This window comes from Vibrio sp. M260121, from assembly GCF_036533715.1.
Classification (GTDB): Bacteria; Pseudomonadota; Gammaproteobacteria; order Enterobacterales; family Vibrionaceae; genus Vibrio.
This window is the reverse complement of record NZ_JATABF010000001.1, coordinates 60,504-76,840: the sequence shown is the minus strand read 5'-3', so window position 1 is coordinate 76,840 and position 16,337 is coordinate 60,504. Positions and strand designations below refer to the sequence as shown.

13 protein-coding genes are annotated in these 16,337 nt (G+C 46.5%); 2 read left to right on the top strand and 11 right to left on the bottom strand.

The window, feature by feature from the left end; translation table 11 throughout:
* Positions 1 to 2 precede the first annotated feature (2 nt).
* The 7 genes from folC to fabB all read right to left on the bottom strand — a co-directional run bounded on the left by folC (position 3) and on the right by fabB (position 11,421).
* Entirely contained in the window at positions 3 to 1,265 is a 1,263-nt protein-coding gene (folC, locus tag QTO06_RS00360) for a bifunctional tetrahydrofolate synthase/dihydrofolate synthase (protein ID WP_331406482.1), read from the bottom strand.
* A gap of 46 nt (positions 1,266 to 1,311) precedes the next feature.
* Complete coding sequence (gene accD / locus QTO06_RS00355) at positions 1,312 to 2,238, bottom strand: acetyl-CoA carboxylase, carboxyltransferase subunit beta (RefSeq protein ID WP_005439795.1); 927 nt, start codon at positions 2,236 to 2,238, stop codon at positions 1,312 to 1,314.
* 196 nt (positions 2,239 to 2,434) lie between these two features.
* Positions 2,435 to 3,229 (bottom strand): tRNA pseudouridine(38-40) synthase TruA, encoded by a 795-nt coding sequence (gene truA, locus QTO06_RS00350; RefSeq protein WP_005439796.1) that lies wholly within the window; start codon positions 3,227 to 3,229, stop codon positions 2,435 to 2,437.
* Positions 3,230 to 3,319: 90 nt separating this feature from the next.
* Positions 3,320 to 7,453 carry a FimV/HubP family polar landmark protein gene (locus QTO06_RS00345; RefSeq protein ID WP_331406481.1) on the bottom strand — a complete coding sequence of 1,378 codons (4,134 nt, stop codon included), beginning with the start codon at positions 7,451 to 7,453 and terminating at the stop codon, positions 3,320 to 3,322.
* Positions 7,454 to 7,662: 209 nt separating this feature from the next.
* Positions 7,663 to 8,676, bottom strand: a complete 1,014-nt coding sequence (locus QTO06_RS00340) for an aspartate-semialdehyde dehydrogenase (protein ID WP_331406480.1) — start codon at positions 8,674 to 8,676, stop codon at positions 7,663 to 7,665.
* Positions 8,673 to 9,806 (bottom strand): 4-phosphoerythronate dehydrogenase, encoded by a 1,134-nt coding sequence (locus tag QTO06_RS00335; protein WP_331406479.1) that lies wholly within the window; start codon positions 9,804 to 9,806, stop codon positions 8,673 to 8,675. The genes QTO06_RS00340 and QTO06_RS00335 overlap by 4 nt, the downstream gene beginning before the upstream one ends.
* A 403-nt stretch (positions 9,807 to 10,209) precedes the next feature.
* On the bottom strand, positions 10,210 to 11,421 hold the full coding sequence (gene fabB, locus QTO06_RS00330) for a beta-ketoacyl-ACP synthase I (protein WP_005448024.1): 1,212 nt from the start codon (positions 11,419 to 11,421) through the stop codon (positions 10,210 to 10,212).
* A 128-nt stretch (positions 11,422 to 11,549) separates the two neighbouring features.
* On the opposite strand from fabB, the gene mnmC reads away from it, so the two are divergent.
* Positions 11,550 to 13,568 carry a bifunctional tRNA (5-methylaminomethyl-2-thiouridine)(34)-methyltransferase MnmD/FAD-dependent 5-carboxymethylaminomethyl-2-thiouridine(34) oxidoreductase MnmC gene (gene mnmC, locus QTO06_RS00325; protein WP_017817811.1) on the top strand — a complete coding sequence of 673 codons (2,019 nt, stop codon included), beginning with the start codon at positions 11,550 to 11,552 and terminating at the stop codon, positions 13,566 to 13,568.
* A 277-nt stretch (positions 13,569 to 13,845) separates the two neighbouring features.
* On the opposite strand, the gene QTO06_RS00320 is transcribed toward mnmC, so the two are convergent.
* From QTO06_RS00320 to QTO06_RS00305, 4 genes are all read right to left on the bottom strand, one after another.
* Entirely contained in the window at positions 13,846 to 14,370 is a 525-nt protein-coding gene (locus QTO06_RS00320) for an NADPH-dependent FMN reductase (protein ID WP_331406478.1), read from the bottom strand.
* 177 nt (positions 14,371 to 14,547) lie between these two features.
* The gene (locus QTO06_RS00315) at positions 14,548 to 14,811 is read right to left on the bottom strand and encodes a YfcL family protein (protein ID WP_256902414.1); all 264 of its coding nucleotides are present in this window, start codon (positions 14,809 to 14,811) and stop codon (positions 14,548 to 14,550) included.
* Positions 14,812 to 14,826: 15 nt separating this feature from the next.
* On the bottom strand, positions 14,827 to 15,357 hold the full coding sequence (locus QTO06_RS00310) for an elongation factor P hydroxylase (protein WP_049536885.1): 531 nt from the start codon (positions 15,355 to 15,357) through the stop codon (positions 14,827 to 14,829).
* Between the two features lie 160 nt (positions 15,358 to 15,517).
* A complete protein-coding gene (locus tag QTO06_RS00305) occupies positions 15,518 to 15,655 on the bottom strand; it encodes a hypothetical protein (protein WP_163000554.1) in 138 nt (45 codons plus the stop codon).
* 30 nt (positions 15,656 to 15,685) lie between these two features.
* Here QTO06_RS00305 and QTO06_RS00300 point away from each other — a divergent pair, with 30 nt between their 5' ends.
* Entirely contained in the window at positions 15,686 to 16,309 is a 624-nt protein-coding gene (locus QTO06_RS00300) for a trimeric intracellular cation channel family protein (RefSeq protein WP_038896114.1), read from the top strand.
* Positions 16,310 to 16,337: the final 28 nt, after the last annotated feature.

The following is a 16,337-nucleotide window of genomic DNA, read 5'->3' as shown; positions in this document are numbered from 1 at the left end:
GATTACTCATTATTTGATTGCCAATGCTCCAACACTTCGCCCACTGTATGGAATGAACCAACCACCAAAATAACATCGGCTTGAGCGGCGTGTTTCTGCGCGCTCTCAAACGCTTCGACTGGGGTTTGGAACTGAACTTGACCTTGAGGTAAGTATTGGCACAGTTCATCTGCTGTCGCCGCGCGTGGGCCAGTTAGCGATGCTGGGTACCATTGTGTTGCAATTGGAGTTAATGCTTCGATTGTTGCCTTGATGTCTTTATCGTGCAGCATAGCGACCACAACGTGGATATTCTTATCCGCGTATTGGCGTTTCACCTTCTCAACTAAGTATTCAGCTGAGTGAGGGTTGTGCGCGACATCAAGAACGATTTCTGGGCTCGTTTGCAGAACCTGCATTCGGCCAGCTAGACGAGCATTATTCAAGCCATTAACGATATTAATGTCAGTGATTTGCAATTCTGAAGCGCCAAGTGCCATTAAAGCTGTTGCTGCATTTGGTAGCGGTAGCGATGGAACTGGTAGGTCTTCTAATGCAAATGCACCACTGGTCCACTTCCAGCCTTTCTCAGTCAATTGGTAATCGAACTGGATGCCAACTTGGAAGAACTCAGCTTGAATGTCATCAGCGTGCGCAGCAACGGTTGCTGGCGGCGTTGGTTGGCCACAAATCGCAGGTTTACCAGCACGGTAAATGCCCGCTTTCTCAAAGCCAATTACATTGATGTCATCACCAAGCCAATCCACATGGTCGATAGCCAAGCTGGTAATAACAGAGACATCATGATCCACAACGTTTGTTGCATCTAAACGCCCGCCGAGGCCAACTTCTAGCAGAACTACGTCGACTTTCTCAACTTGGAAAATACGAAGTGCGGCTAACGTACCGAATTCAAACAAGCTTAGACTAATATCGCCGCGTTGCTGCTCAACGTAATCAAACGCTTCACAGTGTTTGCTGTCCTCTGCATCCACGCCATTGATGCGTACACGTTCGTTGTAACGAATTAAGTGTGGAGAGCTGTATACACCCACTGAGTAGCCTGCATCTAACAGAATGGCTTCCATCAATGCACACGTTGATCCCTTGCCATTGGTGCCGGCAACAGTAATCACAGTAGGAGCAGGTTTGGTGAGGTTGGCTTTTTGCGCTACCGCTTGAACACGGTCTAAGCCAAGGTCGATAGCTGAAGTGTGGAGATTTGTTAAATAATCAAGCCACATCGTTAGAGAGGATGTGGCTTGAGGAATAGAGTTTTGGGTCATCTAACTTTAACCATTAATTTCTTTGGTTTTTATGTTAGCTGATACTTTACCCTTTTTCGTCCGCTTCTGGTACAGAATATGGTTCTTCATTTGGAGATTCGTTAACCGAAACCACCATAGGAGACTTGTGGTTAGTTAGCTTAGCCACTAGACCACCCACGCGCTGACGCATTTCACGACGGTCAACGATCATGTCAATCGCACCGTGCTCAAGAAGGAACTCACTACGTTGGAAGCCTTCAGGAAGATCTTCACGTACTGTCTGTTCGATTACACGGCGACCTGCAAAGCCGATAAGTGCTTTAGGTTCACCAATGTTAATGTCACCTAGCATTGCCAAACTCGCTGATACACCACCCATTGTTGGGTCAGTCAGTACAGAGATGAATGGTAGGCCTTTGTCAGAAAGACGCTCAAGTGCTGCACTGGTTTTCGCCATTTGCATTAGAGACATCAGTGCCTCTTGCATACGCGCACCGCCACTTGCTGAGAAACAAACAAGCGCACAGTTGTTTTCAATTGCTGCTTCTACCGCTTTAACAAAGCGTGCACCAACAACAGAACCCATTGAACCGCCCATGAAAGAGAATTCGAACGCACACGCCACTAGTGGCATGCCCAGCAATTCACCTTGCATTACGATCAGTGCATCTTTCTCGCCGCTGCTCTTTTGCGCTGCAGAGATACGCTCTTTGTAGCGTTTAGAATCTTTAAACTTCAGTTTATCTTGTGGCTCAAGTTCAGTGCCAAGCTCTACGCGTTCACCTTCATCTAAGAATGTTTCTAGACGACGACGCGCTTTCATGCGCATGTGGTGATTACACTTAGGACAAACTTCTAGGTTGCGCTCAAGCTCAGCATGGTACAGAACCTGCTCACAAGAAGTACATTTGGTCCACACGCCTTCAGGAATAGAGGCTTTACGTGAACTTACTAGGTTGCTTTTCTCTAAAATCTTTTCAAGCCAACTCATGGAAGACCTTTTCTCTCAACTCTTCCGCTTCATTGCGAAAGATATAAATTCGGGAATATTGCGGATGGATTAAAACATATCTTGCCGCGACTGTAGATAAAAAACTGGTTGTACCTATTTTTGATATCATTAATAACGCACAGTTTCTGCACGTATCCAGTCTAAAGTACCGATATTTTGAAACAAAATCGCAAATTTAGTTCAAATTATCTGGCAAAAACAGCGGACCGATCGGAACTTGTGGCAATCCAAACTCTTCTGGGTAGTCCACATCCACTAAATACAGACCTTCAGCTTTCGCTGTTGCACCTGCTAATTTGCGGTCTTTTGCTTCAAGTAGCCACTTGATCCATTCTGGTTTTTCTTCGCCACGACCTACCTTGATCAGGCTGCCAGTAATGTTACGCACCATATGGTGGACAAAAGCATTCGCTTTAATGTCAATCACGATGTAATCACCATGGCGGGTCACATTAAGGTGCATCAAGTTGCGGAATGGGCTCAAGGACTGGCAATGCGCAGCGCGGAATGAACTAAAGTCGTTCTCACCTAACAGGTACTGACCTGCTTCATGCATTTTCTTCTCGTCTAGCTCACCGTGATAGTGGCTAACGCCAGAATTTAAAATACCAGGACGCAATGCGTGGTTGAAGATGATGTAGCGGTAACGACGTGCGGTTGCTGAGAATCGAGCATGGAAATCATCGTTCACTTCCACTGCCCAGCGGACAGCGATATCACTTGGCATGTTCGCGTTTGCGCCCATGGTCCAAGCCACCATTTTACGACTCACGTTGGTGTCAAAGTGAACGACCTGACCAGTGCCATGTACGCCAGCATCGGTACGACCTGCACACTGTACTTCGACAGGATGGTTCGCGACCACAGATAATGCTTTCTCTAGCTCTTCTTGGACACTTTTCACGTCTCTTTGGCGTTGCCAACCAAAGTAGTTTGTACCGTTGTATTCGATACCTAATGCGATTCTCATTTTAACCTTCGAACTCTAAAATGGGGCGGGAAGTATATACGTAAGTCCTTCCAGATACAAAAAAGGGCAGCGTTTGCTACCCCTTTTTACTTATCGACCGTTAATCGTATCGATGAGAGTTTTAGCCTCTCGGCGAATATCATCCTCACCGTAGACGATCGCTTCCTCTAACAGTTTAATCGCGCCTTGAGGGTCGTTCATTTCAAGGTAGATCTTTGCTAGGTCTAGCTTGCCAGCGGCTTCAGCATTGGTATCTACGTCAACATCACCAATATCGCCAATCACATCCGGGAACTCATTCAACCCCACATCGAGTTTGAGCTCTTGCTCTTCAAACTCACCACCGTCTTTGTCTACCTGAGCCATCAACTCATCAATGGTCATGAATTGATTTTTCTTCGGATCAAAATCGGTTAGGTCGTCTTGCTCACCCCAGTTTTCTTGTGCGATCTCAGGCTGTGCAAGTGCTTCTGATGAACTCCACACTTCACGCTGGTCTTCTGGAACCTCTGCCGTTGATGAGGTGTTTTCTGGCGACAGCTTAAAGCCATCCCAATCGTCACCAACATCCAGCATGGTTTCAAAGTCCATACCTGCACTTGCAATGGTGTCGCTGTCTAACTTGCCATCAAATACTTCAGATTCAGCATTTTCAGACAACAAGTTCGCCATCGCAGACTCTTCAAAGTCATTTAATTCCGACTCTAGGTCATTGATCGGCTCAGGCTCTAAATCGGCACTGAAAGCTTCTGGTTGCGCGAAGACTTCAAACAGAGCGTCATGGTCATTCTCTGCTTGTTGTACAGCTTGAGAGACTTCTGAGTGCTCTTTAACAACCTCAGGTTCAACAGTGTCAGAGTCAGAACTTGCTACCTCTGCTGTCACTGATGCCAAAGCATCTTCTTCATTGAACTCTGGTAGTTCGAAGTCATCGAAGTTGAACTCTTCTTCTGCTTGCGCAACTGGCGCTTCTGGTTCAGCAATTTCAGATTCCGTAAGTGCTGGCTCTTCAGCCATCGAAGCTAATGCGTCTTCTTCGTTGAACTCCGGAAGCTCTAGCTCATCGAAGTTGAACTCTTCTTCTGCTTGCGCAGCTGGCGCTTCAGGCTCAGCGATTTCAGGTTCCGCTAACGCAGGCTCATCGGCCATTGAAACTAATGCATCTTCTTCGTTGAATTCTGGAAGCTCTAACTCATCGAAGTTGAACTCTTCTTCTGCTTCCGCAAGTGGTGCTTCAGGCTCTGTGATATCAGATTCCGTTAGCGCAGGTTCATCGGCCATCGAAGCCAATGCATCTTCTTCGTTAAACTCTGGAAGCTCTAACTCGTCAAAGTTGAACTCTTCTTCATCAATAGCCGATTCAGTCGAGCTTGCCGCGACGGGTTCTTGTTCAATTTTGTTTTCAGGTGCTATCTCATCAACCAGCCAATCTTCCTCTTGAGGAATTCCAAATTCGTTTTCAACCGTATTTGGTGTTGGCGTGAACGCTGGAGCCGGTTCAATTTCCGGTTCTACCATCGTTTCTTCTTGTGGCTGAGACGCTTCCGTTAGGCTTTCTGCTTGAGGATCTAACGCTTCAGAAACTTCAGCTGAATGCTCTTCAACTGTCTTTTCTGATAGTTCGTGACCTTCAACCAATGGTTCAGCGGGAGCTTCAGGTTGCTGCTCCGCATTCTCACTTGCTGCTGGCTCTTCACCGATTAAAGCGTCAAGTTCTGCTGCAAAGTCTGAACGCTCTTGTTCATTTGGTAGTAGTGCTTCGTTATTACTTTCGAATAGCTCATCGAGCTCCGTCATTAACGGCTCATGCTCTGGAGAGACGTCCTCAAGGTCACCTAAGAAATCATGGCTATCAAAATCATCAATCGATTCTGGTTGCTCTTGTTCAATCGGCTCACTTGGAAGTTCTGCCTGAGTTTCGCTAACAACTTCAGGTTGGTTCTCACTCAGCAGAGCGTCGATATCCAAACCAGAATCGAGACCAAGCGCTGCTTTTTCCTCTTCCAGATCGGCAGCAGGTTCAACATCTGTCATCGGCTGAGGTTGTTGAACACTCTCTTCAGCTTCTGGCTCTAGATCATCAAAGCCTAACGAAGCAAGGAGATCGTCTTCACTCAGCTTGTTTTCGGCTTGCTCTAACTCGTCATCTTCACGAATCAGTTCATCAAATGGGTCGATTTCACTGCTTGTTTCGTCCTGCTCTTCTTCTATGCTCTCGTCGCTAAGCAGTTCGTCTAACAGATCAACACTGTTTTCATCAATGTCTTCTAGAGAATCGTCATCATCGAACCCCGACAGTTTTTCTAGCTCATCAAGCGGGTCAAAGTCTTCATCATCGAAGCCAATGAGCTCATCAAGTAAATCCGTGCTGTCTTCGTCGATGGTAGGCTCTTCACTTAAACCTGCGATGTCTTCTAACTCTTCAAGCGGATCAAGTTCGTTAAGTGGTTCGCCATCGTCTTCACCGATCAACTCATCAAGTAACGCAGATGCCTCTTCTTCACTTGAATCGCTATCAGATAAACCAGATAACGTTTCTAGCTCATCAAACAAATCATCATCAGTGTCTTTTGGCGTTGGCTGTTCGTACTGTGCAAGCAACTTGTCGATGTCGTCATCTGTCGCTTCACCTGCAGAGAATGCGGTTTCTGATACCGTTGGCTTATCATCTTCAACGTCTAAGTTGAGGTCGTCACCATCAAGGTCAGCAAACAGATCATCGAGCATTGCTTGATCAAGCGCGTTACTTTGTAACTCTTCCGCAGGGTCATCTGCCGCGAGCAAGTCAGCAAAGGCGTCATCAGACATCGCGTCAGAGCCGTCTTCGTCAGAAAGATCGAAACCTGCGTCATCATCGTCATCGAGCACTTCAAGCTCTGGCGTCACCTCATCAAGCGCGCGCTCCATCTCTTCAAGGCCAAGGGCTTTTTCTTCGCCATTGACTTTGATGCCATTGCTAGAAGAATCAAACTCATCAAAACCGACATCCAGCTCGCCATCGTCGCCAATACCCGCGAATGGGTCTTCGCCATCGTCGCCTTCTAGATTGAAGTCGAGGTCATCGTCATCGAGGTTACCGAAAACGTCCTCTTCTTCAGGCTGCTGTTCTTCTTGCTCGAATAGATTTTCTGTTTCGTCGTCATCGCCGAACAGGTCATCATCTAGGCTTAGCTCTTCATCTAATTCGTCAGCAGCGGCCAAACCGATCGGTGCTGCAAGAGGATCAACATTTTGCTGCTCTTGCGCAGCCGCTTCTTCCTCTTTCGCTTTCGAGCGTCGACCAAGCAGCATAACGACTAGCAACGCAATCAAAGCACCAGGAATTAATGCCGCAAGACCGACAAGCCAACCATTCGACAAAATTTTGTCCATGGTGCTTGGTTGCATGCGTTGTTGTTCAGCGACACGTTGGCGCTCTTCTGCCAGCAGTTTCTCTACTTCTGAGCGAATGCGTTCTTCATCGTTGAGCGAGATTTTTAGCGTTTCGACTTCACTCTGTACTTCAGAAAGCATCAAACGCAGGCGATGGTTCTTCTCTTCTAAAGATTCCAACTCACTTTGCGAACCTTGCAGCTTGTCTTTTAACGCACTGACTTGCTTTTCACCCTCAGGTGATGTGCTCACTGCAGGTACTGGAGTGGTTGGTTTTACCGCTTTAATTGGCTCTGGTTTCGGTGCTTCTGGCTTAACTGGCTCAGGTTTAGGCTCTGGCTTTGGCGCTTCAACCACAGGCTTCGGCGGCTCAACTTTCGGTTGTACAGGCTGAGCAGGCGTTGGTTTTGGCTGAGTAAGGCGAGCTTCATGCGCTTTCATGATCGCAATCGCTTGGGCCGTTGTCGCACTTTGCACTTGCTCTAGAGAAGGCACACGTAGGCGACTTCCTGGAATAAGCTCGTGGATATTTTGCTTATCAAACGCTTGAGGGTTTATGCGATAAATGGCGAGTAGCGTTTGTTGTATGGAAACATTTCGAGAAGGTCGTAATTCAGAAGCAATCGACCATAAAGTCTCGTTTTGACCAGTCGGACCGAAGAAACGCGACGGTTGGTCATTTTCAGGTGGAGCGGGTAATGCTCGTTCAATCTCCTCAGCATAGCTTGGAGACGCTTGCACTTCACCAGAGGGTCCTACAAGACGAATACCTTCGGCTTGAACCGCTGACGATGTCTGAGTCGCGCCCATCAGCATTAGTGCAGCTAATAGACGCTTATAGTTTTGATGCATAAAAAGCTCAGTCTGTGTGCTAAAAATAATTTAAATGGTGATCGGTTAAATATATCGGATATAGCGAGCAAAACTATAGGTTTGAGGATAAAAAATGTGGGGCTCGCGAAATATTCGTACTAATCTCACACAATTTTTTTCAGATAGAACAAAAAAGCCTCGCACTGAGCGAGGCTTTAAGATCCTTAATCAAAGTGACCAAGTACCAATTAATAGTAGTCGCGGATCAGAACTTCTGCGATTTGAACCGCGTTAGTTGCTGCGCCTTTACGAACGTTATCCGCAACGACCCATAAGTTTACGCCGCTGTGGTGGCTGATATCGTTACGGATTCGACCAACCATAACATGGTCTTTACCGCCCGCATCGCGAACCTGTGTTGGGAAGTCTTCACCATGGAATACTTCAATACCATCCGTTTGCTCAAGAAGGTTGATAACTTCTTGCGCATCGATCGGTGAACGCGTTTCAATGTGAAGCGCTTCTGCATGACCGTAGAACACTGGTACACGAACACACGTTGGGTTTACTGTGATCGATGAATCGTTGAAGATTTTTTGCGTCTCCCACACCATTTTCATTTCTTCTTTGGTGTAGCCGTTTTCCATCATCTGGTCGATTTGCGGAATACAGTTAAACGCGATCTGCTGAGAGAATTGCTTCTTGTCAGCTGGTAGACCGTTTAGCAGTTTTGCTGTTTGACCGGCAAGCTCATCAATGCCTGACTTACCTGCACCAGATACAGACTGGTAAGTCGATACGTTGATGCGCTCAACACCAACTGCATCGTGAATTGGCTTCAGCGCCACCAGCATTTGAATGGTAGAACAATTCGGGTTCGCGATGATGTTGCGGTTACGGAACTCTGCAATCGCTTCTGGGTTTACTTCTGGAACAACAAGAGGAATGTCGTACTCGTAACGGAAGTGTGACGTATTGTCGATAACGATAACGCCCTCGTCTGCTGCGATTGGTGCCCATTTTGCTGACAGTTCACCACCAGCAGAGAACAGAGCGATGTGCGCTTGTGACCAATCAAACTCTTCCACGTTTTGTACGCGAATTGTTTTACCGTTGAAACGGTAAGTCTTGCCTTCACTGCGTTCACTTGCCAACAGGAAGATTTCGCCTACTGGGAATTTGCGCTCTTGAAGCACTTCCAAAATTGTTTCACCGACCGCACCGGTCGCACCTAATACGGCAACATTGTATTGCTGGCTCATTGACTTACCTCAACCTGAAAACCTAGTTCTGCTAATGGTGCAAGATTGCATGTTTGGTTACCCACTAGCGTGACAGCGCTGTACTCGCGGCGATCCCAGTAGTTTTTACGCATCAGGTCAAAAGAGCCTGGCTTACTGATTTCGCGGCGGAAAAGAGCGTCATCTTTACGCACATCATAGATTAACTGCGTGATGTTGTGCAGCGTTGCTTCATCCCATGCTCTGTCCAATACCATAGTCGGAACAGGCGCGGTCGGCAGTAAATCGCTGGCATGCGCACGTAATTCGTTATTTAAGAACTCACCGTAGCTGTTGAAAATCATCGTCGTACCGCGAGCTTTCCCTTCCAGACCATAGCCTGCAACGTGAGGGGTTGCGAATGCTAGCAGAGGCAGAAGCTCCATATCAACCTCTGGTTCAAATTCAAATACGTCGAGTGCCGCTGTAAAGCCATCGTTTTTCAGTAAACGTTGCTTCAGCGCTTGGTTGTCCACAACTGGACCGCGTGCCGCATTGATAAGAATTTGATCGCTACGAAGACCATTTAACACCTTCTCATCAATCAAATGATGGGTTGGGTGTGGGCCATCTTTAGTGATAGGTGTGTGCAGCGTGATGATGTCAGAACGTTCGATAAGCTTTGCTAACGGAGTGAAACTGCGAGAATCGCCCTCTTCTTGTTTGAATGGGTCATTGATGAGCACGTTGATGCCCATGCCTTTCAAACATTTTTCAAGGTAACTGCCCACTTGGCCCGCACCGATGATGCCAACGGTTTTATCGAAAACAGAGAAACCTTGCTGTTGGGCTAGCACCATCATGACGCTGAACGCATACTCAGCAACGCCAACTTTGTTACATCCTGGTGCTGCGGTGAAGAAAATGCCTTTCTCTTTTAAAAGCGCTTGGTCAACATGATCCATGCCCGCCGTTGCCGTGCCAACGAACTTTAGCTTGTTTGCTTTGCTGATCAGTTCTGCGTTTACTTTGGTAACTGAGCGAATCATTAGCGCGTCGACATCGACTAAATCATCGGCGGTTAGTGTACGACCAGGTTTTAGAATCACTTCACCGAGTTGGCTGAATAGCTCTTCAGCGTACGGCATATTTTCATCAACAATAATTTTCATAGCGCCAGCGTTTAACATCCATTTGTATGAGTTCGTTTATTCGCAAGATGCGAAGCTAAAGCGATTGTGCCCTTTTCTTGAAAAATCTCAACAATTATACCCAAGTAACCTCAAGATGCTTGGTACAGCGAGAATGACTTGGTTTGTAGACGCGGCGCGATTTGAAGGTCTAGTGGGTATATTGTGAGCAAAAACAGGTTTCAGAAAAGAAAAAGCCCGGCTAAATTAGCCGGGCAAAGTTCCAGAACAAAAGGATCCTATCCCGCTCTCCTTGGGATAGAGTCTGCGTCTGTTCGATCAGTTTGACTGATCAAGCTCTGGAAACTGGTTTGTCGGTCCGTTGACACCATTTGAGAAACCATAGTGACATTCCGACCAACAAATTCAGTTAGCTTTGAGTCGCTTACGCTTGGTACTTTTTGATTACCAATGTCGCGTTTGTACCACCAAAACCAAAGCTGTTTGACATAACCGTCGTTAACTCAGCTTCACGAGCTTCCGTTACGATGTCTAGACCTTGTGCTGCTTCATCCAAGTTAGAGATGTTCACACTTGGGGCAATGAAGTTGTTGTCTAGCATTAGCGTTGAGTAAATCGCTTCGTGAACGCCAGCTGCACCTAGTGCGTGACCTGTCATTGCTTTTGTCGCAGAGATTGCTGGGCTGTTATCACCGAATAGTTCTTGGATAGCGCCTAGCTCTTTCACGTCACCTACTGGAGTAGAAGTGCCGTGGGTATTGATGTAGTCGATAGCATCAACATCTTGCATTGCCATCTTCATACAACGAACGGCGCCTTCACCTGATGGTGCTACCATGTCGTAGCCATCAGAAGTCGCACCGTAACCTACGATCTCACCGTAGATTTTCGCGCCACGAGCTAGAGCGTGCTCTAGTTCTTCGATAACTAGCATGCCGCCGCCACCAGAGATTACGAAACCGTCACGGTCTGCATCGTAAGTACGAGATGCTTTGTCTGGTGTTTCGTTGTATTTAGTTGATAGTGCGCCCATCGCATCAAACATCATAGTTTGAGACCAATCTAGCTCTTCACCACCACCTGCAAAAACGATGTCTTGTTTACCAAGTTGGATAAGCTCCATCGCGTGACCGATACAGTGTGCAGACGTTGCACAAGCTGAGCTCATTGAGTAGTTCACGCCACGAATCTTAAATGGTGTTGCAAGACACGCTGATACTGTTGAAGACATAGTACGTGGAACCATGTATGGACCTACGCGTTTTACGCCTTTTGCACGCATCGTGTCAGTTGCTACTGTTTGGTTTAATGCAGAAGCACCACCAGAACCAGCAACGATACCTGTACGATCGTTTGAAACTTGTTCTTCAGATAGACCAGCGTCTTCAATTGCCTGCTGCATTGATAGGTATGCATAAGCAGCCGCATCACCCATAAAGCGCATCTGCTTACGGTCAATAAATTCTGCTGGGTTGATTTTCAGATCACCCCATACCTGCGAACGCAGACCGTTTTCTTTAAACTGCTCAGACGCAGTGATGCCAGATTTGCCCGCTTTAAGAGACGCTAGAACTTCTTCGACGTTGTTACCGATACTTGAAACAATACCCATACCGGTGATTACGACTCGTTTCATTATGACATTCCTATAATTCAAAAATCCGCTAGATAATAACTAAGATAGTCAACAAAAGTGGTCAGCTTTCCCAGAAATTCGTACAATCGCCGAATTCTAACCGCGCCAAATCACATATTTGCACCATTATGACTTCGATTAAAAACGCAGAACTTGGTTGGAACGAAGCTGGTACACCGGTTTCTGACCAATTTGATGATGTTTATTTCTCCAACGTAAACGGTCTCGAAGAGACGCGTTACGTGTTCCTCAAACAAAATCATCTACCAGAAAGATGGCAGGAATTTGACCAAAGACGTTTTGTTATTGGTGAAACCGGATTTGGCACAGGGTTGAACTTCTTAGCCGTGTGGCAATGGTTTACCGAATTTCGTCGCGAATATCCAGAGGCAACCCTAAAAGAATTGCATTTTGTTAGCTTTGAGAAGTACCCACTAAGCAAAGCTGATTTAGAAAAAGCGCATCAATCATGGCCAGAATTGGCAGAGTTTGCCGAAAAACTGCAACAGCACTATCCAGCAGCAGTGCCTGAGTGTCATCGCATTGTTTTAGAAGACGGCGCTATCACACTCGATCTTTGGTTTGGCGATATCAAAGACTGCATGCCGCTTGTTCCTTATGAAGAGCAAGGCTTGATTGATGCTTGGTTCTTAGATGGTTTTGCACCGAGCAAAAACCCAGAAATGTGGAACCAAAACCTATTCAACGGTATGGCAAAATTGGCGAAACAGGATTGTACGGTCGCAACCTTTACGGCAGCGGGTTTTGTGCGTCGCGGCTTAAACGAAGCGGGCTTTGCAATGAAAAAAGTCAAAGGCTTCGGCACCAAACGTGAAATGATTGCAGGTTCGATGGAGCAGCGTGAAGCGCATTCAAACCACCTACCTTGGTTTAACCGCACTGCCTCGACCAATCATGATTCCATCGCGATTATTGGTGGCGGTATCGCTAGCGCGGCTTTGGCTAAAACGCTGATTCGTCGCGGTCAAAATATCACGCTTTACTGCAAAGACGCTCAACCTGCAGAAGGCGCATCAGGCAACCGCCAAGGCGCAGTGTACCCATTATTAAATGGTCCACACAAAGGCGTTTCTCGTGTATTCGCTCCGGGCTTTTTGTTTGCCCGTCAGTTTGTTGACCAAGCAGCGCAAGATATCCAATTTGATCACGATTGGTGCGGCATTACTCAGCTGATGTGGGATGACAAATCTGCAGATAAATTAGAGAAAATGCTTGCTGGCAATTTCACACCAGAGTTAATTCATAAACTATCTGCTGAAGAGACCGCAGAGAAGATAGGCTTGCCGATTGATATGGCATCGGTTCACTATCCTCTTGGCGGTTGGTTATGCCCTGCTGAACTCACGCGAGGCTTGATAGCTCAATTGGATAAAACAGAACTTTTTGAAGCGAAGTTCGAGCATCAAGTCGAGTCGCTCACTTGGGACGAATCGCGCAAGGTTTGGATATTGAAAGCGAACGGTCAAAGCTTTGAACATTCAACTGTAGTGGTTGCTAATGGCAGTGAGTTCCAAACACTAAGCCAAACCGCTGATTTACCAATGGGTCAGGTAAAAGGTCAAGTTAGCCACGCACCAGCGACAGAAACTTTGTCCAAGCTGAAAACGGTACTGTGTTACGACGGTTACATGACACCTGTTAACCCGAATAATCAGCACTTGTGCATCGGTGCAAGCTACGACCGCAGCCACCTCGATTACGAGTTTGACGAGGATGCGCAAAAAGACAACGCTGAGAAATTGGTGAAGTGCCTGCCGAACCAAACTTGGACGAAAGAGGTGGATACCTCTGGTAACTTGTCACGCCAAGGTATTCGCTGTGTTAGCCGTGACCACCTTCCGTTTGTAGGGAACGTAGGCGACTTTGAAACCATCAAAACGCAATATGCGGATCTGCAAAATCAACAAGAGCAAGACGTTGACGCGATTCACCAGTTCCCTAACCTATTCTGTTTCTTAGGTTTAGGTTCTCGTGGTTTGAGTTCTGCGCCTCTAATGGCCGAAGTGTTGGCTTCACAAATCTGTGGCGATCCGTTACCACTGCCTGTTGATGTCCTGACTGAGCTGCACCCTAGCCGTATGTGGGTAAGAAAGCTACGTAAAGGGAAGGCAATTACTGAGGTGTAATTTGCTTTTAGTATTTCGCTGAAAGCAAAAGTCTGTTGCTATTCCTGTTAAAGACGAACGAATGCAGTTGGGGGATCTCTCGATTCATTACACAAAAAAGATCCCCTACTCAATCATTCTTCCTTCTAGGGAATGTTCGAATTTAAGTCTTTAACTTTAACAGCGAACAGGAGCAACTCATTCAGCGACCTTCTAAACGAAAACTCCCTCGTCATTCCCAATAAAGACAAAGGAGTGTAGTCGGGAATCTCTCGGTTAATGACGCAAAAGAGAAGCCTTAATTCAATGTCGCCACTGCTGCTTTCACTTGATCTGCAAGTTCCGAATTACGGAACTTGCCCGCTTCTAAATCAAAGTTATCGTAGAAGCTTGGAATAGATTGCGATGCTTTCACTTCCGCACCAAAGTAAGGTGCAGAGCCTGTCGCCGCAGCGAGTACCGTTTGTGCACCTCCAGGACCTGGTGAAGTCGCTAAGTACACCGCTGGTTTATTTTGGAATACGTTACGCTCGATGCGTGTCGCCCAATCGAATAAATTCTTATACGCTGCTGGGTAAAAGCCATTATGCTCAGCAAAAGAAATCACTAAAGCGTCTGCTGTTGCGATGTCAGCAAGAAACGCTTTTGCGCCCTCTGCCTGACCAATTTCCTTCTCTTTGTCTTCGCTGAACAAAGGAACATCGTAGCTATTGAGATCTAACACTTGCACGTCTGCACCTTCAACAAGATTGGCTGCGTAAGTCGCGAGAGTTTTATTGATAGAGGTAGAGCTAGTAGAAGCGCCGAATGCGATAATTTTCATGGTTGTAGTCCTTTGTTCACGTTTTGTACTTACAAGAGTAAGAGGTGAACGAGTGTGCTACAACCACAAAAATTTTAAGGAGAGATTCGAAAATTTCGAAGGAGTTTAATTCAACTCTTTTTGCTTCAACCAGAGGTTTAGCGCAACCTGTCGAAGCTTATAAAAACTGATGGTGGCTTAAGCTTGTGCTTGAAGCTCTTGCCAAAGGTCGCTAACGATCACGCGGTCTGCTGGTGTTAATTCTGAACGCGCTTCTTCAAGACTGTTTTCGATGCGAGATTTCAACTCAGCCACATCGTTAATGCCTTCTTCTTCACACGCCGCCGCAGACAGAGAAATGTGACCACGTAAATAACCACCAGCAAACAATTCATCATCCGATGCGGTTTCAATGCGTGCATCAATCAGTTCTAGTAGTTTTTCTTCAAATTCAATAATCATGGAGCTTCTCTGAGGTTATTTAACGATAAAGTCAGATGGTTCCAGCGGCTTGGTTTGGTAAAAGGCACGCAACGCATCCGATAGCATTTGTACGCGAGGCGGAAGACCGTTTTCTAAAATACCCATTACTTCATTGTGCACTTTGTGCATAAAACCAAGACGATCTGGTTCAAAATCGCCGTGTAGATTGTCACAACTAACGTTAAAAGGGAAGTCAGCACTTTTCGCGAGAATCCACTCATAAGCTTGGGGGCGAACTTCAACTTTTTCGAATTCAGCTTGAACCTCTGCTGTACGACCATCTGGCTCGTACCAGTAACCAAAATCTTCTAGCAAACGGCGCTCTGGTCCTGCTACACACCAATGGGCAATCTCGTGCAGCGCTGACGCGTAAAAGCCACGAGCAAAAATAATCCGATGATGTGGGTGCGCTTCGTCAGCTGGTAAGTAGATAGGCTCATCACCACCAAGTTCTAATTTGGTATTAAAAGACTCAAGAAACGTGTCGTTGAAGATGGTGATAAGGTCTTGATATTCGTGATTCATCATCGATTCTGTACTTCAAATTGATATGCGGTGCGCATTGTCGCTGTTTTTCTTACACAGGTAAAGCCACACAACATGTTTGGTTATTAGCTGAGTTAATCTGAAAGTCGCTTTCTCCATACAATTTCTCATTCGTCACAGATCACATTTCCCACTACACTCACGCCTTATTTTTACGCTTAACGATGGCGACTTCAACGCCACTTGAAGCGAGATTATTTTTGGGTTTGAGCCTCTCCCCAAGGTTTAAATCTTGTTGGTAAGTTTTGCTGCTGTTTTCCTTAATCTCAAGGATCATGACAGAGCCCTTTTATTTGAGTGTCCCCTTATGCTGCTAAGTGTGTTGTACATCATTGGTATCACGGCTGAAGCCATGACTGGTGCATTGAGTGCCGGCCGAAGAAAAATGGATTGGTTTGGTGTTATGTTGGTAGCCAGTGCAACGGCTATTGGCGGCGGTACGGTGCGCGACATTCTTCTTGGCCACTACCCACTAGGTTGGGTAAAGAATCCAGAATTTTTGGCAATCACTTGTGTAGCTGGTGTTCTGACGACTGGCTTAGCGAAATGGGTGATTAAATTCAAAGGTCTGTTCATTCGTTTGGATGCGCTGGGCTTGATCGTATTTAGCATCATCGGCACCAAGGTAGCGATTGGTATGGGCTTACACCCTGGCATTTGTATGGTGTCTGCGCTCGTAACAGGCGTATTTGGTGGTCTGTTACGTGATTTGATTTGTCGTCAAACACCGCTTGTGTTGCATGAAGAGCTTTACGCCTCTGTGGCACTTATCGCATCAGGTTTGTACCTAACGCTACTTGAGTTCAACGTACCGGACGTAACCGCGACGATTGTGACTCTGATTACTGGTTACATGCTGCGTATGGCGGCAGTTCGCTTCAAATGGCGCTTGCCTTCATTCCACTTGGAAACCGAAGGTTCTATTCACTGATTCGAATCGAAAACTGTTGAAAAGACAT